Consider the following 22,710-nt stretch of genomic DNA (forward strand, 5'->3'; position numbering starts at 1 on the left):
AGGCGATCGACGCCTACCTCGCCCGCCGGGCCACGGAGGATGCGTCGTACGACTACCGCGCCCTGGTCGCCTTCTCCGGGTCGGTGACGATGGACGAGAACGAGGAGTGGACCGCGGAGTGGGGGCCGGCGCCGTCGAAGGACGCCGAGTTCACCGAGACCAACCTCAACCCCGGCGCCGGCTCGGATCTGGCCGCGGCGTTCAAGGGCGAGACCTACACGATCATGCTGGTCGCCAACAAGTTCCAGACCGGCTTCGACCAGCCGCTGCTCTCGGCGATGTACATCGACAAGAAGCTTTCCGGGGTCACCGCCGTGCAGACGCTCTCCCGGCTCAACCGCACCCACCGCACCGCGGGCGGGGAGGTCAAGCGCAAGACGTACGTCCTGGACTTCGTGAACAAGCCCGACGACATCCGGGCCGCGTTCGAGCCGTACTTCACCAACGCGACCCTGGAGACCGAGACCGACCCGTACGTCGTCGCCCACCTCGCCGCCAAGCTCGCCCAAGCCGGGATCTACACCGCCGACCAGGTGCGGGACGTCGCCGAGTTGTGGGTGAAGCGGAAGGGTAACAACGCGCTCTCGGCCGCGATCGCCCCGGCGAAGCACGAGTTCGCGGCCCGCTACGCCGCGGCGATCGAGGCCGATGACAAGGTCACGCTCAGCACCCTTGACCTGTTCCGCCAGGACGTCTCCACCTACGTCCGGCTCTACGACTTCATGAGCCAGATCGTCGACTACGGCGACCCGCACCTGGAGATGCTCTCCATCTTCCTGCGTCTCCTGGAGAAGGTCATCGCCGACTCCTCAGTCGTCCTGGTCGGGGTCAAGCATGAGAAGCGGATCGCCGTCGATATCTCGCTGACCGGCGACGGAGAGCTCAAGGGAATCAGCGCCGCCGGAACCGGCACCCGCAAGGAACCCAAGTACGTTGCACTCCAGGTCGTGATCGATAAGATGAACGACCTTTTCGGTGCTGAGTCCTTCACCGAGTCCCAGATCCGCGAGTTCGTCAACGGCCTAGTCCAGCGACTCCTCGCCTACCCCGACCTCGTCAGGCAGACCCAGGTCAACTCGAAGAAGCAGTTCATGGACTCCGACGACTTCAAAACCATCGTCACCGAGGCCGTCCTCGACAACCAGGAAGCCCACAACGCCATGGCCGACTACTTCTTCAACGACGGCCCTGGGATCAACGGCGTCATGCTTGCTCTCGCGGACGCCTTCTACGAGGTCGCCACTTCACAGGAGACTGACTGAGGGTGTGTTCGGCAGGCGGTCCTGTCGTTCCTCGGGAAATCTCTGCACTGGCGGGCACCGGCCGGTTGCTGAGTGAGCGTGCAGGCTCCCAGGGGCACTAAGCAGTTTACAGGTGTGAGGCGAGCAAGGTTCAGCCGGTCGAACTCTGGACTGTAATACTCACTGACCGGGGGTTCCGTCTTATCCAGCCCGTCAAGGGGTCTGCACATCCAGATGGGCACGCACGGCTTTCATAAACGACTCTTCAAACGACGTTAGAGATCTGAGGTCGATTATCGCTGTCGGAATAACCATGTCTGTGTCGGATGTCGTGGCCGGTGCCCTCCATGCATCTTTCATCGCGGTCCCCGCAATCTCCCGGGCCTGCTGAACGAGGTCGGCGTATGCGGCTCCGACGGTTTCGGACTCCGCCGTCGTCCAGACAATGTGATAGGCTAGCCTGGCCTGAATCTCCCGAAGCGCCTCGGAAAGCCGAACCCGCTCATCCGGTGCCGCATCGGCCCGCCTGCGGCGGATGGCGTAAGGGAACTCCTTGTAGGCCGCGTACGCCGCGAATGCTTCAGCGAAGGCTGTGCGCAGGCGGTTACGCTCTTCTTCCCGGCTGCGTCGATGGGCAAGCCAGATGTTGATCGCCGCCGCGACCATGCCAGCGAGAAATGCACCGGAGAGCACTGCCGTGGCTAGGAGATCCGGTCCGCCGGTTGTCGCTCCTTGTGCGCCCGGGGTAGGCGTGGGAGCGCGTGTCGCCGTAGTGGTATTCGCAGGCGCCACACCGGCGCTGGCCTGAATCAATGGTGCTGGTGTCAGGGTGGATCCAGACGTTGTCGCGGTGGGCATTAGCGTCTCTTCTGTTCATCGTTGATATAGATTGACAGTCGTCGATGTCAGGCATGGATCACCTCGCACCCCGGCCATTCTCCTGTCCGGCGCCACCATTCTTCGCGAAGTAAGTGGGCGACGATGTGGCCGAGAAGGGCAGGTGCGCCGTCGGAACGGTTCCAGCGCCGTTCTCCAGGATCGGCGGGGTACCACATGCACAGCGCACCGTCGGAATAGCGATGTGGCGAGTCGGATGGTCCGTCCGTGTAGACGTGCGGAGACTCGGGACACGCCAGGCTGAAGACGATCGTGATTGTCTGGACAGGAAGGTCCGCGACGTCGAGCCTGATCGCGAAGGCGAAGCCACCTCTGTATCGCCGGAAGGGAACCCGCACCTCCCGGATCTGAATGCCGCAGTCGGCGAGCCGGCGCAGGAACAGGATGCGGGGCGCCGGCCTGGCGAACCAGGCCGGCGCCCGCCATGGCGCTCGGCGGGTCACGCGCTGCGGAGCGGGGTACCGTAGGCGCGGGTAGGCCGGACGAGTGCCGGCCTACCGGAGAGGCCCAACGCGGCGGTCGAGACCGGGGTTGGTCGCCTCAACATCGCTGCCTTGCCCGCCAGCCCGGACGGTGTCGGGTCTTCCAGATACTTCCAGTAGACCCGCGAGAGCGCCGAGAGTACCGCCTCGCGGTCGTCATCGTGCTGGAGGGCCTCGCTGACGGCATCGGCCGCTGTGCGCAGTCGCCGGGCGGCGATCGAGCGGTCGATCAGGGGCTTCACATGGGGCGACACTCCTGCCGGATCCTTCGTCGCGTATCCGGCCTCCAGTCGGGTCGAGGCCCTGTCCAGCACGGAGAAGAGGGCGGTCGGGAGCCCCATCCCTTCCGTGATGAATTCCCATGCCCAGACGGACAAGTTGTGGGATGAGAACCCGACAGTGGTGTACTGCCGGTTCCATGCCTTGAGTAGGCGGATGGTGCGGCGACGGGTCTGGGCGTGCGACTTGCCGCCAGACGTGAAAAGCGTTGCGTGCCGCTCGGGGTCCGAGGCCTCCCATTTGTTCTTCTTGAGGTCGGGGATCCAAAGACCGTTGCCGTCGCGGCGGGTGAGCGCCATGACGAGGTCGATGGTCGGGTCCTGACTGTCCACTGGACGGCCGAAGTAGATCTTCGGTCCTCGCCTTGACGTACAGCAACGGGCCTTCGGGTAGACGTTTCGGATCTTCGGCCCGAGCAGGGAGCACAGCGCCTCGATCGTCTCTTCGGGAGACTCGTCAGCGCCTTCCGGACCGAGCGCCGGGTAGACACGGCGGTCCAGGACGACACCGCCGTCCCCGTCCGCCACTGGGTGAATGAAGGTGTGCTGCGCCAGCGAACCGCTGGGGTACGTGCGCAGCGCGCCCCGGAAACCGATCGCGACGTCCCGGCTGAGTCTCAGCCGGCCACGTGCCTCCGCGAGCGGTTCGGCGTGCGCGTCGATCCGACCGCGGACGTCGTTGAGGATGTCGTTTGTCTGTCCCATTCGAGCGCTTCGTTCGGTAGGGGTGCGGCTGCACCTGGGCGCCCGGCCTGGGCGGAGCTGCCTGATGGCCACTCACCCTTACTGACGTCGGACCGTGAGGCAGCTCCCGCCTGAGGAGGTCGACACCCCCAGCTCTTGTTCATTCGGCGCAGCTGCGGCAGATCGAGCGGCCCGGATCGAACTGCGTAGCCGCCAGCATGAGGAAGCAGCGATCACACCGCTGCTCCGCTCTGGCTCCCGCGGGGGTGCAGCCGCAGTGGCCGTTCTCGCATTTCGGCTGCCCGCAGCGCTGGCACGGCGGGCCGAAGACCTCGAACGGGTCGGCATCCGGACAGATCTCGCAGATCCACCATCGCTCCGCAGGAGAGGCCGCGCTGGCGGACCGGGGCGGCGCGAAGCGGCGCCACCCAACGTTGTCCGGCGCGAGTACCGCAATCATGTACTGCTTGTCGCACCAGGCCGCCTGCCCGTACAGCGGGTCGCTCCGGCCCCCGTTGCGGTAGGCCACGAAGGTGTCGTCGTGCTCGACCGTGGCAACTCCACGAAGCGCGGCCCGGATCAGTGGCGTGTCGGATTGGTCAGAGCCCCGCGCCGGTGGGACGACCCCCCGTGGTGACGCGAACACCACCCGGCCTGTTGCGTCGAGGAGAACAACGATACCTCCACCGCTCAGCAGTTCAGAGGCCCGTACGCAGCACGCTTCGCGAGATGCCTGGGAGTTCTGGAACATGTCGACGATCTCTGTGGCGGTCGGCCCTCGTAGGTCGACGCGATCGCGGACCCACCCATCCGGCAGGAGCACCCGGGCGGCGAAGGCATCGCACGCAGCCTCCTCGAAGTTCTCGGAGTCCACGCGGGTGAAGACACGCTGTCCAAGCTCTGGATCCGTCTGCTGGAGGTGATGACCCAGTTCGTGGAGCACGGTGAACCCGCGGCGCCGGCGCGATCGCGATGCGGCGACGCGGAGGGTCGGAGGCTGGGTATGGTCCAAGTAGCTGCCAGACACCGAGCATCCGTCACCATCACCTGATTCGGGTACGACGGTCACTTGGACGTCGGACCACGACGAGATCGTGGCCAAAGGGTCGGCGCAGAGAGCCGCGAGCGATCCCGGATGACGTTCCTCGACAACGCGCAAGATCGCTTCGGCCTGACGAGGAGCGTCAGCGAACAGCGGTCTCGCCCGCACTATGCGTCCTCCTCGCCCGCGGCGCTATTGTTGAGGAACTGCCGAAGCCGCGAGTCCCAGTCAGGCTCGCCGCCGCCGGTTTCTCGCGCGGCGAGGCTAAAGGCGCCATAGCTGCCGTCCAGACGTGCTCGTTCTTCAGCGATGCCCAACCGGCGCGCACGTCGAGTCCACGTTGATCTCCACCGTGGATGCTCCATCCGGATGACAAGCCCAGCCGGGAGCGGGCGAACCGAACTCGCGATCTCCTCGGAGGCGACGCCAGTCGCCTTCGCCACGAGGTCGATCTGCTCCATCGTCATCGGGACCTTGCCACGGAGAAGGCGCATGGCCTCGGCTTGGCTCACGTTTAGCGAAGCGCAGAATGCGCCGAGATCAAGACCCGATCCCAGGATCGCTGCAAGGGTGCGTGGCTCGATTCCCGGGACGGCAACCGGCAGCCCGGGTGCCTGCCTCAACAGCTCCAAGTCGTCGGTGAGCTCTGCGCGGAGCATGGCCGAAGGGTCCATAGGGGATGTGATCTTGCGGCCCCGTCTGACGCCTGCTGGCAACGGGGCTGGCTTCTGCACGCTCGCGGCAGCGATGCATCGGACCAGCGAGTCGCTCCAGACATCCACCAGTTGATCGAGGACCCGATTCGGCACCGTCGCCGTAAGCCCCGCCCATACTGTGACGGCCACGCCGAACGCGGTCGCCGTGTCACCGACCACGATGCCGTGGTCATCCTCCCTGGACGGGTCGATGGTCACCGGCGCACCTTGCACCTCGCGGTCTCGTACAGCCAGTACCACCAGCAACATGACGGTCTCGTCCCAGCGGGCGCGCCACACTTGCCCGATGCGGACCTCGACATCTGTCGAGGCGCCGAACCGTTCCTCTAGCCCCGGCTGGGTTAGTTGGTGCATGTCTGGTACCTGGGCGGCAAGATCGAGAAGATGCTGGGCAGTCCGCTGGTCGCTCACGGTGTCCTCCGGCGTGGGGTGGGCCGAGTATGCCGGCACCTAGATCTGACGTCAGAACTCCCGTCGCGCTCCATCGGGCGCACGGTCAGCCCAGGGCGGTCGTGGTGCCGCACAGCCGGATCACCTCCTTGGCCACTGCCTCTCGGTCTTCGCCTTCGCCGACAAGCTGTCTGAGCTTCTCAGCCACCCTGTCGGCATGCTGGCGCGCCTGCGCCGGGCCGCACGCCAGGAGCACCCGGATGTCGGCCGGGGATGCCAGGTACGGGACGATCCGGCGCTCCACCGGCGACAACATCCCCACGATGCCCGCAGCTGTGGCCGCAGCACTCAGTTCTTCGTCTGCGGCAACGACGAGATCCTCGGGAGTCGGTTCATCCGCGTCGGCACGGTTCTCGGCGCCATCGGGCAGGTAGACGATGTCGGGGTCCAGCACCACGGGGAACCGAGCCGCGAATACGTCGACAAGCTGAGCTTCCTCAAGCGACCCGCTCGCCGCCGTGAAAGCCGCCTGGGCTACGGCGATGATCGATGCCCGGTCCGCGATCGGTGGCCGGCGGGTCGTGCTCGACCACTTCGGAATCCTCACGTTCGGGACTTCACGAGCCGCCCGCACCAGGTCATCGATCGGGCCAGTCCACGGTGGAAGCGGTGCGCCTGTGGGCCTCCAACGGCCGGCGCCCGGCTCGCTAGCAGGCACCTTTTCGAAGGCGTGATCTCCCGACAGGACCTCCACGAGCCGGCGCCGCAACGCCCCCCGTGATGTCTTGCGCACGCTGTCGATCATCCAGTTGCGGATGGATTTGCGGAGGAGACGTCCGACGGATGCGTCATCGGTCGCCTGCGCAAGGAGGCTCGCGGTCACGGGCCGGATCCGGTCCACCAGAAATTCTTCGACGAGATCGTCCAGATCTCGGGCGCTGTCACGTCGAATTTCCGGGAAACGTCGGGCTTCCTCCTCGACCAACCTGGTGACCAGGTGGAGGCAATCCTGACCGAGATGCCCAAGACGGTGCAGCTCTTCAAACGCGGAGATGACCAACCTCCTTGAGGGGCCGCGTCAACGGCGTCGGTGACGCGAATTTTTGTTTTGTTGAGAAACGCGGACGCTGGCGCGACCAGCGCCCACAATTTCTCAGGTCCGAGCGCCACTTGACCTAGTGACGCTCTAGGATGCCAGGCCGCCGCCGAGCCTCGTCGTCCCACAGTTGGCCGCCGGGAGGGTGCTGGCTGTCGAATATACAGGCCTCGTGCGACCGCGACCGAAGCCGGCCTTCACCGCACCATCGTCCGAGGGTGGCCAAGGACGTCACGATCGCGGTCCGTGCCTCACCAGCGTGACTGAACGGATCCTTGCGGAGTACGACGCGGCGAGTTCCTCACCGACGTAGGCGGTGTCCGACGGTAGCGGTCACTGTTGGGACGCGGCGGCCCGCCAACTACCCACCCGCCTCCAAATCGGCCGTAGCGGGGGCGTACGCGAGAGAGCCGTTCGGCGGTTCGTCCGTTGGGATACGCATCCTCGTGGTCAGCCGTGGCGGTGTCGAAGGTATCAGGCTCCCCCGTTTGGGACTGGAGCTGACGCCGACCTGTCGAACGTGGCCTTGGTGTCGTTGCGTAGCTGCGCGACAAGGCTGCGTGCGGTACCCGCGCCAATGTGAAGGCGTTTGCGGAGGTTCTCCGCGGAGATCGGGCGGTGATGGAACTGCCAGTGCAGAACATCCTCGGCGCGTGCCCGGTGGAGCAGGTCACTGCTCCCATGTACCCGATCCGTCTCCCCGAGATGTCGCCTCCACCGCCGGCACTCCCATCCCTGCCAGGCCAGGAACCTGCGGCACCTCCGGTCGGTCAACCGCGATCGGCTCGGTCGGGTCGTCCGCGGCCTGCCCGCCCAGCGCAGGCGTGGACGCTGTGGTGGTCTGCATCGCCTGGAGCAGGCTGGGGCCGACCTCTGCCCAGCCGATCAACAGCCAGCAGCCGACACTGTCGAACGCGGCCTTCCCGTACTGGCCCATGATCAACGGTTCGGCTACATTGAGCGCAAGCGTGACTAAACTGGCGAATACCAGCAGTCGACGTACCGGCCTGATCTGTTCGGCGCTCGCCCCGCGTTGTGCGAGCTCGCGGGTGGCGAGGAGACATGTTATCCGGACTAAGATTTGCCACGTTCCGCCCGTTTCGTTCCCTCCCATTTCTGCCTTCCGGTGCTCTCACTCCCGGTGGGGTGTGGAGATTGTGGGTATGCCGAGGTCGGCCGTGCTGGATCGCGCGGCGCGGGCGGTTCGGTCGATGCCGGCGAGTTTGGTCTTTGCGGCTGTCAGGCTGTGTTGGAGTCCCTCGACTTCACCGAGCCAGCCGTTGGTTCGGGCTTCGTCTATGCGGGCGGTGAGATTAATAATGATCTGTTCGAGACGGCGGCGTTGAGCGGGTTCGACGCGGAGCATGGGGCAGCGGATGCAGGCGTGTTCGTGTTTGCAGCCTGTGCCGTAGGGGCGGGCGCAGGTGCCGAGTTCGACTTTGCGTAGTTCGAAGTGCTGTTGGAACTCGTCCCATTCGACGTCGGTGGGTTCGCGGTATTCCTCGGCGGGGCGGACGGCCCGGCGTCGGGTCAGGAATGCCTGGTAGGCGCGGATGAGGTCGTCCTGGAAGACCGCGAGATAGGCCTGGGTCGTGGTCAGCTGGTGGTGGCCGAGAACGCGGGCTGCGATGTGGACGGGGAGGCCCGCGGCAACGGCCTCGGTGACGAAGATGCGCCGGAAGTCGTGCGCGGTGTAACGCAACGGTGCGCCGGCGGCGTCGCGTAGGCCGGTGCGGGCCATCAGGTTCTTCAGCAGTTTCTGGACGGTGTTGACGTTAATGACTTCGTGCCGGTGGCCGATTTTGCGTTGGAACAGGTGCGGCAGCGGCGGCCCGGTGACCCGTTCGGCGCCGTCGTAGCGGGCGACGAGCGGGATCGTGCCGTGAGCGTCGCGGAGCCGGGTAATGATGGTGGCCAGGACGCTGGCCAGTTCCGGGCTGACCAGCAGGAGCCGTTCCTCGTCGTTCTTCGACGGCACGATCTGCAGCAGTGGCACGATCTGACCGGTGTCCGGCAGGCGGTAGGTGCTCAGCGCGAGATGCGTGAGCTCGAGGAGTTCCTCGATCCTGACGCCGGTGTGGCGCAGGGTTTCCACGATCGCCCAGGTCCAGAACGCCTCGTCCTCGGCGCGGGTCAGATCGACCAGCCCGCCGGTGGTGAGGTCAGTGACCAGGGTGGCGACGGTGCCGTGGTGGCGGGCGGTCAGCGTGTGGCTGACGCGCAGCGTCCGGCGGTAGGAGCGCCCGGCGTGGTCGAAGACCTCGCCGACGGGCGTGGTGTTCGCCGTCGCGAGCAGCGTGGTCTGGGTGTCGAGGTGGGTTTCGGCGGTGTCGACGAGGACGGGCAGGTGCGGCAGGCGTTCCCGGATGCGCTGGTGAATCTGCGCGGTGACCTGCCTTTTCAGTTTCGCCATGCCGTCGGTGTCGCCTTTGCGGACCGGGCTGGGTGCGGCGAACGGCACCCAGAAGGCGTCGTCCAACGCCCATTCTTGGATATCGAGGTAGAACGCGCGGACCAGGGTGAGCAGGTCGAGGTGGCGTTTGCGGGGTCTGCCCTGGTCGGACGGCCTGCTGGTGAACATGAGCCGCTGTTTCCAGGCGTCGGCGACCTCGAACGGCAGCGCCAGGGTGTCGATGCCAGGGTGGTGGGCCTCGATGTCGGCCCAGAACCGTCCGGCCAGGACGGTGACCAGCGCGCGGAACGAGCCGTAGTCCATCCCGGGGCGCCGTTCGTCGAGGTAGCGGATCAGCACGCCGCGGATGACCGGCGACCGGACGTGGTAGAGATCGACGAGTTCGGCGGTCGGCCGGGGCCCCGCGCGCAGCGCGGTGCGCATCGCCACCTGTATGTCCAGGACGCCGACCGTGCGCAGCAGGTCCCACGCCGGGTAGATCCCCAGCGGGACATGGCTGCGGGCGTCGAGATAGTAGGAACGGATCTCGAACAGGTCGTCGGGGGCCAGCTGCTCGACCGTCTTCCCGGTGACCAGCACGACCCTGGCGATCAACGCCAGCGTTTCGCCCTGCTGCCGGCCGGACAGGCCCATGACCTGGGCCTCCCGGCCGAGCCGGGCGAACAGCGCCGGGCTGACGACCTGCTGGGTGTGGCTGAGCAGCGCGCAGGGCCGGTAGCGGCGGATGAAGTCGTAGCTGGGCAGGATCGCCCGACACAGCAGCAGCCCGACCAGGCCGCGGCGGAGTGCGTCCTTGCCCGCCCACGGGCTGAGCCCCTCGCGGGCGCACAGCGGGTCGATCCACTCGTAGCGGTTCCCCTCGGCCGCCGTCCACCGCTGCTGCCACCCCGGCCCCGGGTGCTCGCCGAGCCAGCGAAGGATCCGGGCGGCTCCCCGGATCCACTGCTCGCCGTGGCGGTCCGCGGGAAACACCGGCAACGTGGGGATCTCCGCCAGCACCAGTGCGGCGCTCGCCCTGTTCAACGGCCCGACCCGCGCCGTGCTCATCGCGGCGGCGGCCACCTCGACGCTGGCAGGTGCGGGTGCTGTCGTCGTCATCGGCCGGCTGGCCCGAACAGCACGGTGAGGTCCTCAGCCCGATAGGGGGTCGTCGCGTCGCCGGGCAGCGTCAGCGGCTCGTCGCGGCCGGCGAGATAGTCCCGTACTCGGCGGATGACCTCGAGGTCGTCTTCCACGAGATAGGTCTCGGTCGTGGTCAGGTGAGCATGTCCGAGGATCGTCTGCACGTCGCGCAGCGACAACCGAGCATCCCGGATCATGCGCAGGGCGCAGGTATGCCGCAGGTCGTGCATGGTCCAGTTGGTGCCCAGCAGGCCGTTCGCGCGGCGCAGCACCGCCCGCAGCGCCTCGTAGTTCAACGGCACGCGACCGGGCAGGCCGCCGTCGCGGGCGCGACGGCGCAGCGTCTGCCAGACCGGCGCGTCGGCACCCACTCCGCCGATCTCCTCCACGTGCAGGCGCAGCCACACGAACGCCTCCGGACTGGCCGGCAGCCACTGCGGCGCCCGTGTCCCCTTCCGCCGGACCTGAATCAGCTGATCGCCCCAATCCAGATCGACACCACGCATTCCCAGCAGCTCCCCCGCACGAGCGCCGGTGCTGACCGCCAACGCCAGAATCGCCCGGTCACGGTCCGAACGCATCGCCGTGAACAGCTGCTCCCACAACTCGTCCGGCATCGCCCGCGGCCGACGTTTCGGCGCCGGCGGGTTATAACGCAGCCGCCCCTCCGGCCGGAACGACTCCGACGGGTTGTGATGCGCATGAGGACGCCGGCCCCGCCCCCGAGCCAGCACCACCGGATTGACCAGCGGCCCTTCACCCCGCTCGATCCAGAACACATAAAACGACCGCACGACCGCGTTCGAATGCCGAATCGTGGCCACCATATAACTGTCGTCCTGGAACCGCTTACGGGTGATCGGGTTCACCGTTCCTGCCGTCATCGCAGAATCGGTTCGCGGCAACCGACGCCGCTTGCTGGTCCGCTGCAACCACAGCACGAAATCCCGCGCCTCCGCCGGACACGCCTTCGACCATTCCACCTCCACCGCCCGCAGGAACCGCCACCAACGCAGCAACGCAAACGCATAGCTACGAATCGTCGCGGCCGAACATCCCTGCGCTACAAGATCACGCAAGAACCGTCGGACCGGCTCGACCGGCCTATCCGCCTCGTCCACCACACAGAACGGCTCGACACCAACCATCGGGACCACCCGACCCCACTCCGGCAGATCGATCAGATCAATCACACGATCACAATTATCGGACATCCGCACGCAGTCCTCTCACTCGGAACTGCGTGACAGTTACCGACGGGCCACCACCCGCCGCCTACGACACGCTGACCCTCCGCCCGGTAGTCCGGTCAACAGTTCTGATCGGCACCCGACACCTCGCCATCCACGGCGGACCCGTGGAGGTCGTCCGCGCCGCGCGGCGGCTGCTCATCTTCTCGAGCACGGTNCGATCACGGAGAGATCCACGGCCGGCGCCACAAGTGGGGCCACGTACGCGGACACACCGAGCCTGATGCCCAAGGCCCAGACGTTGCCAAAGGCGAAGAGGAAACTCAGCGCCACGACCGCGCCGATCAGAAAATTGATCATTTTGACGGTGGAGCTGGCCCGGCCAGCCTCCCGGCTCACCGCTGGCTCCTCTGTACCGGCAAGTCGAACTCGCCCGAGATGACGAGCTGGCCAGCAGTAGTTAAGGAAGATGACCATGCACGGGTCTGCGTGGTGCCCCCAACGGGATTCGAACCCGTGCTACCGCCTTGAAAGGGCGATGTCCTAGGCCGCTAGACGATGGGGGCGGGCGGCAACGATCGGGCTGGGTTCACAGCTCGGACGCGGCAACGTCTGCCGTCGGTACGGCATGCCGAGCATAGGGGATGGTGGGCTGTGACGACAAACCGCTTCCGTCCGCGGCTCGCCGGACCGGCGTGAGGCGAGCCGGGCGAGACGAGGCGAGCCGGGGCGGTCAGGCTGCTTGCTCGGGCGGGGCCGGCCGTGTGTCCGGCTCCGGTGGAGTCAGGTGGCCGTGAGCGCGGGCCGTGGGTCCACCCTGTGGTACCGGGTGCGGAAGAACGCCCGGACCGGGCGTCCGCCGATGGCCAGGTTGTGTGTGATCGGCACTGGGCCGCTCGGGTACGTGACGTCGAACGACATCGTCACGGTGTCGGCCCGCTCCAGCGGTGTGTTCGGGTCATAGACCCGCAGCGTGACCGCGGTCTGGCGTTGCTCGTAGGCATAGGCGAGCGCCTGGTGGTTGTAGCCAAGCTGGAAGGGGTTGTAGGAGCGCACTGTGATGATGCCGAGCGGGGACAGTACGCCGCGGTCGAGGTCGAGGCGCACCCGTGGCCACTCGTCCACAACGGTGATCCGTCCGGCGCCGCGCAGCGTCAGTGACGACCGGGTGGTGTCCGCGTCCAGGGCGGACATGAGCCGGTAGTAGCGGGCGACGCCACGCGGGATGTCGAAGCTGTCGAACAGCCGGCGGGAGAGGTAGCGGTACAGCGGCGAGTCGGGCGGCGGCACGTCCTTCGACGTGGGCGGCGGCAGCTTCGCCTCGAAAAGATCGCGAGTGGTGTAGACCATGCCCCCGCACAGCCCGCGGCTGGCATCCCCGATCGGCACCCGACCGACACCCGGAATCCTGATCTTCATGACGGGCTGCCTGGGGAAGTCGTTGGTGAAGGGAAGGGCCTGGCCGCTCGGCAGGAATCCGTCCACGGCGGCATGGGCGTCGACCATCGATGTCTCCTTCTGCCTTCGCCTGGAGCGGTATGTCCGTCCAGGGTCCCATCCGGACGGGATGGGCAGAAGCCAGCGGAAACCGGCAGTCGGCAGCCGGCTCCGCTCACCGCTGCCAGGTTGCGCAGTGATGGTCGTCGGCGAGGGTGCTGATCGGATGGATGTCACCGGGTGTGATCGTCAGCGTCTGTGCCTGCTCGGTGGTGCGGACCGGCCAGGTGGGCGGCGACGTCGTGGGGAGCGTCCGGCCGGCCGCGCCCACGCCGTTCCTCCCGTCTGCCGCTCCGGCCGGCGGCGTGTTCGGGTTGCCGGTGGCCGCGAACCTCGTCCAGTATGCGATCATTGTGGCGGACAGTTCCCGGTGGACCTTGCCGGGCCACTGCCGGTCGGCGTCCGGGATCAGGTAGCCAAGCTCCCATCCGTGCGAGGCACCGGGGAGTGTGTCCGGAACGTACGGGGCGCTGCCGGGCAGGTCGAACTCGTAGGAGAAGACCGGTACACCGGCCCGCGTCAGCATGGACGCCGAGGTCACGCTCGGGCAGGTGAACAGCGCGTCGGTGATGACGCGGGCGAGCCGTTCGGTCGGCGGCGCCGAACCTGGCGGATAATCCCTGAGGACGGCGCCGATCCTGTCGTGGAAATGCTGGTCGAGGATTTCGTTCACCTGTTGGTCGGTGAGCCTTCCGGCCCGGTCGCTCCAGGGCTCGGTGAAAATGCGGCCCTCGTCCTTCACCGTCCCGATGATGACCGGCACTTTCGCGAAGGTGCCGGTGGCAATGGCCGTGGACAGCGGTGCCGGCAGTGTCCGCCCGCCTGTCACGGGCGCCCACGGGAACGGGCTGAGGATGTCGGTCTGCTGGTCGGCCGCGGCGAGCACGTCCCGGGCGGGTAGCGCACGCATGCAGGCCGCTGCCCGGGCGGGGTCGGCGCAGCCGAGTCTGCGCGCGACGTCGGTCCCGGTCCGCTCGGCATCCGGCATCGCCAGGAACGGCCATGAGCACGGGCCGCTCTGCACGATCGCGCGATGGAACAGGCCGGCCGCGGGCGGGGAGGCAAGCAGCGCGCAGGTACCGATCGCCCCGGCCGACTCGCCGAAGACCGTCACGTTGCCGGGGTCGCCGTGGAACGCGGCGATGTTGTCGCGGACCCAGCGCAGCGCGGCTGTGATGTCCTGAACCGCATATGTTCCGGAGTCACCCGGCTGTGGCTGCCCGTTCTCGGACTGGCTGTTCCCGGATTGCCCGCCCTCGGCGTTGAGCGAGGGCAGCGCCAGATATCCCAGAATTCCCAGGCGGTATTCGACCGAGACGACAATCACCCTGCCTGCGGCGGCGAGCAGGCTTCCGTCGTATTCGTTCGCGGAGCCGCCGACAAAACCGCCGCCGTGGATCCAGAACATCACCGGTAGCCGGCCATCGCCTACCCGGTCGTTGCCGGCCCCGCCGCCCGTGTCGCCGTTCGGGCCGGGGCTGCTGGTCAGGCCGCCGTCCGTGCCGCTGTTGGTGTCCGTGGCGGGGACGTGAACGTTGACGAAGAGGCAGTCCTCGTCGGACTGTTCGCCCAGGCCACCGTCGTCCGGGCTGCCCTGAAGACAGGGATGCGCTTTCTTCGTGGCATTCCGGATACCCGGCCAGGGCACGACGGGCTGGGGTGACCGCCACCGTTGGTCACCGACCGGTGGTGCCGCGTACGGAATTCCATAGAAGGACGTGTCCAGGGCGGTATGTGCGCCGCGGACCGTACCACCGGTCACGGACACGACTGTCGGGCTGGTTCTCGTTGAACCGCCACCGTCCTGTTCACGGTCGTCACGCGTCGAGTCGGCCGAGCATGACGTGACCGTAAGGCAGAGGATGATGACGAGGAGCAGTGACACCGCGCCCGACGCCATACTCCGGATACGGACCGGCCCCATGGCTGCTCCCCGGTGTCATGGTCCATATCCTCGACCGGTTCATGTTCCCGATGGTTCATGTCGGTGGTCGGCGTGCTACTTCCTGGCGCTGTGTTTCCCAGAGCGGCGCTTCCGTGCTTCCCGGTGTGCTGCTTCCCCGTGTGCTGCTCCCGCATTCATTCCTTGCGTATTCTAACGGTGACGGCAGTTGGCCGTCCGCTGTGCGGCCGGGTTCCCGCCAGCACCGGCGTGGTGATCGTCGACTGGTGATCGGAGTCGACGATTCAGCGATCGGAGCCGACGCCGACGAGGGTCTCCGTTTTGTTCGCCTTGCGGGTCGCCGCGACGGGTCCCCGCAGGCCGGCGGCCAGGCGGATGGTCAGAAGGCCTACCGGTGGGGGCTGCGGTGTCTTCGTGGATGCCGCGACGGGGAGACCGCCACCGCCGTTACCAGGGCCTGTCCCCGCTGCCGGTGTTCCGGAAGGCGGCGCGGGGACAGGGGTGGTGGTCGTTCTTCCCGCGTTCGGGGCCAGGACCGCCCGGCTGATCGGCAGGGAGGGCTGCGCGATCGGGCACGAGACCGCCCGGGTCGCAAACCCGATGTGGAACGCCCCCTGAACGCCGGGGGGCGCGTCGGGATGGCAGCGGGCGCCCGCGAGGAGCGTGTCCCCGAGGTTGCTGTTGTCCACAGTGATGATCGGGTTGAGCTCTCGGGTGGCTCCCGTGGGATCCGTGTCCCTGAACAACGTCGCGACCGGCCCGGCCGCCGCGACGGTCATCGCGAGGATCAGTGCCTGCAGGGCCAGCCTGCCGCTGTTACGGTGTTCCAGACGGGCACGGGAGAGCGGCGGGAACGCCCACCTGGGCACATACCGCGTTGCATGCCTCGGCGCATGTCGCACAGTGCGATGACCCGACGCGCGACGGTTATCGCGTCTGTCGTGGTTCCTGCCGAGACTGCCGTGACGGCGGCCCACAGCCATGGCGGCATCGCACGACATCGTGCGGCACCTCCACATCCTGCGTATCCTGGTCCGTCGCCCATGGTTATGACCGACACATCCGATATGAGCGGCAGGCTAGCTGGTTCTGGTGCCATGCGTAGTGTTGTCGCCACGTGTTGGGTAAGTGTGGATGTTATGTGGCCGACAGTAAAGAGCGCTGGGGTGGGTCACGTTTGGTGTCCGCGGAACGGGACACAAATCCATCACCCTCCGATGCATCGGGGATACCAACAGCAACGCAACTGGCGGTGACAGGATGTGCGGCGGCGTCGGGCGGCCGTCCACGCATGTACACGGCATCACACGGCATCACATGGCATGCACACCGCATCACATGGCATGAGGTGGTCCTGATGGCAACGAGTGTCACGACGGCCGGCCCGTTCGACATCCCGCTCGACGTCCCACCGGGCGCGGATCCGGACCGGGCGCTGCCCGCTGATCTGTCGGATCCCACCCGGACCGGTGCGGCGCTCGGTGTGCTCGTCGAGTCCGGCCGGCTCGATCCTCCGCTGTCCGCCGCGGGCTCCACCGCTGCCCGCTGGCGCGTCCTTGCCGACCTTGCCGTCAACGACGTCACGCTGGCGCGACTGGCAGCCGGGCACGCCGGCGCGGTGGCGATCCTGAACGATCTGGACGGACCGGTGCCGCGGCGTGACCAACGGTGGGGGGTGTGGGACATCGACACCCCGGTGAGCCCGCTGGCCGCCCGCTGGGGCCCGGACGGCTGGACGCTGCATGGCGCCAGGCCGGCCTGTTCAGGGGCGCGGGTACTCACCCACGCGCTGGTGGCAGCCGAGATCACCACCGCCGAGGCGGGGGAGGCGCGCCAGCTGTTCGCCGTGCGGCTGGACGACCGCGGCATCGCGGTGGCGGCCGGTGGGCGGGCGTCCCGGGCGATGGCCGGCGCGGACACCGCGACGGTGCTCTTCGACGGGGCACGGGCCGTGGCGGTTGGCGGGCCCGCCGAGACGTCCGGCCGCTCCGCCACGGCCGCCACGGCGTACTCGGACCGGCCCGTGTTCTGGCACGCCGCGGCAGGGGTCGCGGCGTGCTGGTTCGGCGGCGCGATCGGAGTGGCCCGCCCGCTGTTCGCCGCCGGCCGCCTCGACCGAACCGATCACGAAGGCCGTTCTGGCTACGAAGGCCGTTCTGACCATGAAGGCCGTTCTGACCATGAAGACTGGACCGTCCACCATGGATCCGTCAGTGGATCCGCCAACCGCTATGGGGCCACCGGCCGCGGCGGGCCCGGCGGCCACCACTGGTTCGCCGACCGGCGGGGACGGCCGCTGGACGCGCGTGCGCTGGTCCATCTGGGCCGGGTGGATGCGCTGCTGATGGCCGGGCGCTGCGTCCTGGAGACAGCCGCACGGGAGATCGATGCCGACCCGGGCGACACCGGCGGCTCGGCGCGGCGGCGTGCCCTGCAGGTGCGGGCCGCGGTCGAGACGTGCGCGACAGAGGTGATCGACCTGGTGGGGCGCGCGCTCGGCCCGGGGCCGTTGTGCTCCGACCGCGGCTACGCCCGGCGCGTCGCCGACCTCGGCTTCCACCTGCGGCACAGCCACGTCGAGCATGATCTCGAGACGCTCGCGAACGCCGTCCTGGACGATCTCGACCCGTTCTGGTGGTGACTGACAGTGAGGTGGCCACGGCGGGTCAGGTGGGTATCGATGACGGCATGAAGCATCGTCCTGAAGGCGTCCCGCCGGGTGATCTCTCCGACGAGGATCTCGTCCGCGAGGTGGAGCACCTGCACGCGACCCGGCACGACACGTTCCTGCACGGCACCGGGGACGCGTTCGACACGCACACGTCACGGATGCTCAGCCTGGAGTACGAATACCGGCGTCGGTTCGCGGCGGTGCTCACACCGGACCCGCTACGGACCCGTGCCGGCAGTCGCCGGGCCGCCGCCGCGGGCCGTGCCGGCTCGTGACGTCCCTGGCCTGACCGCAGCGTGCGGCCACCCGACGCCCGGCGGCCTGACCGGCCGGTGGCTGTCACCGGCTCGTCGCAGCCCCGGGCCGGGCCGGGCGCGACGGGTGGTGTGCCGGGTCAGCTTGTGATGTCCCGGGTCGCGAACACGATCCGGGCCAGGACGAGCATGGTTATGCCGTAGCCGCCCTCGAGCATCAGTCCGTGCTGGATGCTGGACCAGGGGACCGGCGCGCGGAACAGGTCGACGAACGCCATCCAGTAGTGCGTGGGCAGGTAGGGCTGAATGACCTCGGCGGACGGGATCTGATCGAGCACACCCGCGGTGACCAGGATGCCGAGCGCGCCGAGCGTGGCCGCGAGCGGCGTGGACGTGATCGTCGACAGGAACAGCCCGCAGCCGGCGATCCCGAACATGGACGCGGCCACGAACAGCGCGGACAGCCCGATCCGGATCGCCGCATCCGGCAGGGAGAAAGGCGGCCCCCCACCGGACAGCGGCTGGATGGGAGCGAGCCCGAACAGCGCCCAGCCGACCGTGAACGCGGTCGAGGTCACCGCGCTCACCGCGATCAGCAGAAAGGCGATGATCGAAATCATCTTGGCGGCCAGCAGCCGGCCCCGTCCGACCGGGCGTATCACCAGATAGCGCAGAGTGCCGGCGCTCGCCTCGCCCGCGATCGCGTCCCCCGCCAACAGAAGCACCGCCACTGGCAGGAACAGCGGCAGGACGAGGGCGAGGGCCGCGACCGGGAACCACGTGCCGTTGCGGACGACCTCGGCCAGGAACGCCGGGCCTATCGGCTTCGAGCCAGTTCCGCTGATCTTCAGGAAGATGGCGACGATGACCGGCAGCGCCGCGAGCATCAACACCGACACCCACGTTCGCCGCCGCAGCAACAGCAGGCGCAGCTCGACGCGGATCACTGCTCGTCCTCGGCCGGCTCCCAGCCGCCGCCCCCGTCGCTACCGGTCAGCTCGAGGAAGACGTCCTCAAGCGTCCGTCGTTCCACCACCAGTTCGTGTACGCGCACACCGGCCGAGACCAGCGCGGCGTTGAGCGCCATGGGGTTCAGCGTCCGCGCGATGAGGGAGTGCCCCTCCCGGCCCTCCAGGACACGCTCGAGCAGGTGCGCGGCAAGATCGGAATCGGGGGTGCGCAGGGTCACCCGGCCGGTCGGGCCACACAGCGCGTTGAGCGAGTCATGGGCGACCAGACGGCCGTCACAGACGATCGCTGTCTCGGTGCAGAGCATCTCGACCTCCGCGAGCAGGTGCGAGGACAGGAAAACGGTCGTTCCCGCGGCGTTCAGCTCGAGCAGCAGGTCACGGATCTCCCGGATGCTCTGCGGATCAAGCCCGTTCGTCGGCTCGTCCAGGATGAGTAGTTTGGGATGCCGCAGCAGCGCCGCGGCAAGGGCAAGCCGCTGTTTCATCCCCAGTGAGAACCTGCTGATGGGCCGGTCGTCGACGTCGCCGAGCCCGACCCGTTCCAGGGCGTCCTCGATCCGCTTGCGGCGCGAGCGCCGGGCACCGCCGCGTCCGGCCGAGTCGAGAGCGGCCAGTTCGACCCGGGCGGGCAGGAAGGTGTGGAACGCGGGAGCCTCCACGAGCGCGCCGACCTTGGGCAGCACCTGCCGGGCATGACGGGGCATACTCCGGCCGAGCAGTCGGACACTGCCGGCGCTCGGGCGCACCAGCCCGAGCAGCATCCGGACGGTCGTGGACTTGCCCGAGCCGTTGGGGCCGAGGAACCCGAACCGGTCACCGGTCGCCACCTGCAGGTCGAGGCAGTCGACCACGGTCCGGCCCCGGTAGCGTTTGGTCAGCCCATCCGCATGTATCGCGAACGTCATGTCGGCTCCCGCCCGTCGTCGGCAGCGGGTTCGGCGGCGGGCACGGCGACAGTAGGCGCAGTAGGCATAGTGGCGGCGGGCATGGGACGGCCACGCGTCAGGGCTGGCGGGGCATCCGGACCAGGCCCCACCCGCGGCCGGGGGAGCCGCCCCGGCCCGTCGGAGCAGGATGATCGCAAAGTGGGCACTGTAGTAGTAGGCACTGTAGTACTAGTAAACCGGGGCTATTACGTGCCATCGACAGACGGGGGCAGATCGGGTCCACTGCGCCCACCCCGCGTGGGAGCTCGCCACGGCAGGTACGATCAGGCCCAGCGGGCCGTTAGCTCAACTGGTAGAGCAGCAGACTTTTAATCTGCGGGTTCAGGGTTCGATCCCCTGGCGGCCCACATTTGATCATGGCTGCGACCTGCGGTGATCCCATTTTTTAGATCTTCCTTGGAAGATCATCTGAGGTTTGTGGGCTCAATGCGGGCTCGAGCCGCACGATCTTGTTCGTCGGGCGATGGTGTGGGCTCAACGCCATGATCCTATTTTGTGACGCTGTGTGTCCGTCGGCGAGTTGACGAGGTCGGATTCGGTCCTTCGCGGATGAGATCGCACGGCAGCGCTCCGGGATGCCACGCACCGGGGCGAGGTTTCGCCAACCCGCGCTCTCCTTGCTGGCGGTAAGTACGCGCAGCGGCCGGTCGAGGTCAGGCAGCAGTCATCTGGACTCTCGGTGCTCCCGTATATGGGGTCTGTTGCGTTGCTGAGGTCCGCCGTCTCGACGTCTGACCAGGCATGATCGAGTAATGCGTCGACGTCCCGTCCGTCCGCCGGTCCCGGCATCGGAGTTCACCGGCTTCCGGTTCCCACCCGAGGTGATCGTGCTGGCGGTGCGCTGGTACCTGCGCTACGCCCTGTCGTACCGAGACGTCGAGGAACTCCTCACCGAACGCGGTCTCGTCGTCGATCATGTGACCGTGTACCGGTGGGTGCAGCGGTTCACCCCGCTGCTGATCGACGTTGCCCGGCCCTGCCGGCACATTCCCGGGGACCGGTGGTTCGTCGACGAAACCTACGTGAAGGTCACCGGAGAGTGGATCTATCTGTACCGGGCGGTCGACCAGTGCGGGCAGGTCATCGACGTGTTCGCCTCCGACCACCGCGATCTGGCCGCAGCACGGCGGTTCTTCACCCAGGCATTGTCGCACGGCCACCGCCCGGTCGAGGTGACCACCGACCAGGCGGCGGCCTACCCAAGGGTCCTCGACGAGCTGCTGCCCGCCGCCCACCATGTCGATGCCCGGCGGGCGAACAACCGGATCGAATCCGACCACAGCCAGCTCAAAGCCAGACTCCGGCCGATGCGCGGACTCAAACGCCTCCGTTTCGCCCAGACGGTCAGCTTGGGGCATGCGTTCGTGCAGAACATCCGCCGCGGCCACTACGAACTCGGCGTCGACACCGACCCGCGGNGCTGCCTTCACCGAGCTCACCCTGGCTGTCTGATCAATATTCAGGCAGGGTCCGCCATGTCTTGCTTTCCCATAACGCAACAGACCCGCCGAGACGGCGGACTTCGCCAATGCAACAGTGCCGTCACAGGTCGTCCGGCAGGAGACGGAACGCCTTGTGGTTGCTGAGCGGACGTATCGCACGGAAGTCTCGCCGGTCGAGCGTGAGAACGCTGTCGGTCTCGTACCGCTCCGCCAGCACCACGTTCACTGCGTCCGCCAGGTCCAGGCGCAGGTCGGCGTACCGGCTCTGGACCGTGCGAGCCTTGCGGAGAGTATCGGCTGCCACCTCTGGGACCAGGATGCGCATGGCGCCTTCCTGTTGTAACAGCCAGTCATTGACTTTATAGGCGGCCTTGCGGTCGACGTTGCGGGTGATGACGTGCTCGACTTCAGCGAACACCAGCGGGGAAACCAGGGTCACGGACGCCTCGCGCAGTGCCGCGCGGGCTGCCTGGTGTTCCGGATTGCCAATGTTGAAGGCGGCCATGAGGCCAGAGGTGTCACCAACGACGATCACGTGGCAATGCCAGTCGTGCCGTTTTTCCGGTTGACCGCTTCATCGATCGCTTCGCGGACGTCATCTTCGGTGAGCGGGCCGCCGAAGTCGAGTGCCGGTATGTCCCAATCGCCGGACCATCGGCGGGCGTGCAGCGCGGCGATACGGAACGCCTCGCGAAAATACTCGGATTCGGGCCGGCCTTCACGCGCTGCCGCCTCCTTGACGATCTGCAGGTATTCCTCCTCGACCATGACGGTCGTCTTCTTCAAGGCCATAGGGTTATGGTACCACCACCAGCAATATTGATCGCGATCGCCGGCTCTCGCGGGCGTTGCGGATGTCGCGTCATGCTCCCACTGTCCGTGCCCGAAACTCGTCCGTGGGTCCTGACCAGGGCTTCTGCACCACGGGTCAGCGCGACGAACGATCTACAAGCCTTCTGTACCGCCGTGATGGGGACGGCGCACCCTGCGGGTGCCAGAAACCCGGATCGGGTCACATCGATCCGGTTGACAAGGCCGGGATCGCCGGTCGAAGATTCGCAGAGTCGATCTTCGGGACTACCCGGCAAGCCATGACAGGTCGCGCGACCCGCGCTCGGCGGGATGCCGTTCGCGCCGAGCACACCGCGGAAGAAGCCGAAGCCGCTGAGGTCGAAGCGCTGGAGAACGAGCAGATCGTGGTGTCGGTGCGGGTACCTGCCTCCCTGGCCGAGACCCTCAAGGCCCGAGCCGCTGTCGAGCACATACCCACCTCGGCACTGATCCGGCGCATCCTCACCCGAGCCGTGCACGATCCTGAATTGCCGGTGCTGACCGTCGATCAGGTCGAGGAGGTCGCCCGACGTATCTTCCGTGAGTCGGCATGAGCATGAACGTGTCGCGGCAGGGTGGGCGGTGACGTCACAACCGATGTGGGTGGTCGAGCGGTGTTCCGGTGTGATGATGATCGAGGTCG

At 67.4% G+C, this 22,710-nt stretch carries 20 protein-coding genes, 2 tRNA genes and 1 pseudogene; 6 read left to right on the forward strand and 17 right to left on the reverse strand.

All coding sequences use genetic code 11. The features are described from left to right. A partial coding sequence (locus tag FrCorBMG51_RS23180; RefSeq protein WP_047225134.1) for a type I restriction enzyme subunit R domain-containing protein occupies nt 1–1,262 on the forward strand: 1,262 nt, incomplete at its 5' end. 192 nt (nt 1,263–1,454) lie between these two features. Here FrCorBMG51_RS23180 and FrCorBMG51_RS23185 read toward each other — a convergent pair. The 13 genes from FrCorBMG51_RS23185 to FrCorBMG51_RS23245 form a co-directional block, all read right to left on the reverse strand. Continuing rightward, the gene (locus FrCorBMG51_RS23185; protein ID WP_139342485.1) at nt 1,455–1,907 is read right to left on the reverse strand and encodes a hypothetical protein; all 453 of its coding nucleotides are present in this window, start codon (nt 1,905–1,907) and stop codon (nt 1,455–1,457) included. Nucleotides 1,908–2,146: 239 nt separating this feature from the next. Beyond that, entirely contained in the window at nt 2,147–2,581 is a 435-nt protein-coding gene (locus tag FrCorBMG51_RS35200; protein WP_052914975.1) for a type II CBASS E2 protein, read from the reverse strand. After that, on the reverse strand, nt 2,578–3,603 hold the full coding sequence (locus tag FrCorBMG51_RS23195; RefSeq protein ID WP_047225135.1) for a nucleotidyltransferase family protein: 1,026 nt from the start codon (nt 3,601–3,603) through the stop codon (nt 2,578–2,580). Before FrCorBMG51_RS23195 ends, FrCorBMG51_RS35200 begins: the two co-directional genes overlap by 4 nt. Before the next feature lie 139 nt (nt 3,604–3,742). After that, nucleotides 3,743–4,792, reverse strand: coding sequence for an ImmA/IrrE family metallo-endopeptidase (locus tag FrCorBMG51_RS23200; RefSeq protein ID WP_052914976.1), 1,050 nt, complete (start codon nt 4,790–4,792; stop codon nt 3,743–3,745). After that, the gene (locus FrCorBMG51_RS23205; RefSeq protein ID WP_139342486.1) at nt 4,792–5,751 is read right to left on the reverse strand and encodes a hypothetical protein; all 960 of its coding nucleotides are present in this window, start codon (nt 5,749–5,751) and stop codon (nt 4,792–4,794) included. Before FrCorBMG51_RS23205 ends, FrCorBMG51_RS23200 begins: the two co-directional genes overlap by 1 nt. 85 nt (nt 5,752–5,836) lie before the next feature. Further along, nucleotides 5,837–6,790: a hypothetical protein gene (locus FrCorBMG51_RS23210; RefSeq protein WP_047225137.1), complete on the reverse strand. Its 954-nt coding sequence runs from the start codon at nt 6,788–6,790 to the stop codon at nt 5,837–5,839. Between the two features lie 706 nt (nt 6,791–7,496). Further along, entirely contained in the window at nt 7,497–7,763 is a 267-nt protein-coding gene (locus tag FrCorBMG51_RS33300) for a hypothetical protein (protein ID WP_052914977.1), read from the reverse strand. A 195-nt stretch (nt 7,764–7,958) separates the two neighbouring features. Further along, complete coding sequence (locus FrCorBMG51_RS32200) at nt 7,959–10,337, reverse strand: site-specific integrase (protein ID WP_086055641.1); 2,379 nt, start codon at nt 10,335–10,337, stop codon at nt 7,959–7,961. Further along, nucleotides 10,334–11,554, reverse strand: a complete 1,221-nt coding sequence (locus tag FrCorBMG51_RS23225; protein ID WP_235433848.1) for a tyrosine-type recombinase/integrase — start codon at nt 11,552–11,554, stop codon at nt 10,334–10,336. The genes FrCorBMG51_RS32200 and FrCorBMG51_RS23225 overlap by 4 nt, the downstream gene beginning before the upstream one ends. A gap of 487 nt (nt 11,555–12,041) precedes the next feature. Continuing rightward, a tRNA-Glu gene (locus FrCorBMG51_RS23230) sits at nt 12,042–12,117 on the reverse strand. 217 nt (nt 12,118–12,334) lie between these two features. Beyond that, nucleotides 12,335–13,057 (reverse strand): hypothetical protein, encoded by a 723-nt coding sequence (locus tag FrCorBMG51_RS23235; RefSeq protein WP_047225139.1) that lies wholly within the window; start codon nt 13,055–13,057, stop codon nt 12,335–12,337. Between the two features lie 106 nt (nt 13,058–13,163). Beyond that, nucleotides 13,164–14,972 (reverse strand): carboxylesterase family protein, encoded by a 1,809-nt coding sequence (locus FrCorBMG51_RS23240; protein ID WP_052914978.1) that lies wholly within the window; start codon nt 14,970–14,972, stop codon nt 13,164–13,166. Nucleotides 14,973–15,235: 263 nt separating this feature from the next. Continuing rightward, complete coding sequence (locus FrCorBMG51_RS23245) at nt 15,236–15,820, reverse strand: hypothetical protein (RefSeq protein ID WP_047225140.1); 585 nt, start codon at nt 15,818–15,820, stop codon at nt 15,236–15,238. Nucleotides 15,821–16,308: 488 nt separating this feature from the next. Here FrCorBMG51_RS23245 and FrCorBMG51_RS23250 point away from each other — a divergent pair, with 488 nt between their 5' ends. Further along, nucleotides 16,309–17,592: an acyl-CoA dehydrogenase gene (locus tag FrCorBMG51_RS23250; protein ID WP_139342450.1), complete on the forward strand. Its 1,284-nt coding sequence runs from the start codon at nt 16,309–16,311 to the stop codon at nt 17,590–17,592. After that, the gene (locus tag FrCorBMG51_RS23255; RefSeq protein ID WP_013871889.1) at nt 17,589–17,897 is read left to right on the forward strand and encodes a DUF6158 family protein; all 309 of its coding nucleotides are present in this window, start codon (nt 17,589–17,591) and stop codon (nt 17,895–17,897) included. Before FrCorBMG51_RS23250 ends, FrCorBMG51_RS23255 begins: the two co-directional genes overlap by 4 nt. 119 nt (nt 17,898–18,016) lie before the next feature. On the opposite strand, the gene FrCorBMG51_RS23260 is transcribed toward FrCorBMG51_RS23255, so the two are convergent. Both FrCorBMG51_RS23260 and FrCorBMG51_RS23265 read right to left on the reverse strand, forming a co-directional pair. Beyond that, nucleotides 18,017–18,823 carry an ABC transporter permease gene (locus tag FrCorBMG51_RS23260; RefSeq protein ID WP_013871890.1) on the reverse strand — a complete coding sequence of 269 codons (807 nt, stop codon included), beginning with the start codon at nt 18,821–18,823 and terminating at the stop codon, nt 18,017–18,019. Then, nucleotides 18,820–19,752, reverse strand: coding sequence for an ABC transporter ATP-binding protein (locus FrCorBMG51_RS23265; protein WP_013871891.1), 933 nt, complete (start codon nt 19,750–19,752; stop codon nt 18,820–18,822). The genes FrCorBMG51_RS23260 and FrCorBMG51_RS23265 overlap by 4 nt, the downstream gene beginning before the upstream one ends. Before the next feature lie 316 nt (nt 19,753–20,068). On the opposite strand from FrCorBMG51_RS23265, the gene FrCorBMG51_RS23270 reads away from it, so the two are divergent. Both FrCorBMG51_RS23270 and FrCorBMG51_RS23275 read left to right on the forward strand, forming a co-directional pair. Further along, nucleotides 20,069–20,141 (forward strand) — tRNA-Lys (locus tag FrCorBMG51_RS23270). A 405-nt stretch (nt 20,142–20,546) separates the two neighbouring features. Next, a pseudogene (locus FrCorBMG51_RS23275) lies at nt 20,547–21,246 on the forward strand (IS6 family transposase). Nucleotides 21,247–21,336: 90 nt separating this feature from the next. Here FrCorBMG51_RS23275 and FrCorBMG51_RS23280 read toward each other — a convergent pair. Both FrCorBMG51_RS23280 and FrCorBMG51_RS23285 read right to left on the reverse strand, forming a co-directional pair. After that, nucleotides 21,337–21,771: a PIN domain-containing protein gene (locus FrCorBMG51_RS23280; RefSeq protein ID WP_083731301.1), complete on the reverse strand. Its 435-nt coding sequence runs from the start codon at nt 21,769–21,771 to the stop codon at nt 21,337–21,339. Beyond that, nucleotides 21,768–22,028, reverse strand: a complete 261-nt coding sequence (locus FrCorBMG51_RS23285; protein WP_047225141.1) for a CopG family transcriptional regulator — start codon at nt 22,026–22,028, stop codon at nt 21,768–21,770. Before FrCorBMG51_RS23285 ends, FrCorBMG51_RS23280 begins: the two co-directional genes overlap by 4 nt. A gap of 299 nt (nt 22,029–22,327) precedes the next feature. Between FrCorBMG51_RS23285 and FrCorBMG51_RS23290 the strand changes: the two genes are divergently transcribed. Then, entirely contained in the window at nt 22,328–22,621 is a 294-nt protein-coding gene (locus tag FrCorBMG51_RS23290; RefSeq protein WP_047225142.1) for a ribbon-helix-helix protein, CopG family, read from the forward strand. Nucleotides 22,622–22,710: the final 89 nt, after the last annotated feature.

Source organism: Protofrankia coriariae (assembly GCF_001017755.1).
GTDB lineage: Bacteria > Actinomycetota > Actinomycetes > Frankiales > Frankiaceae > Protofrankia > Protofrankia coriariae.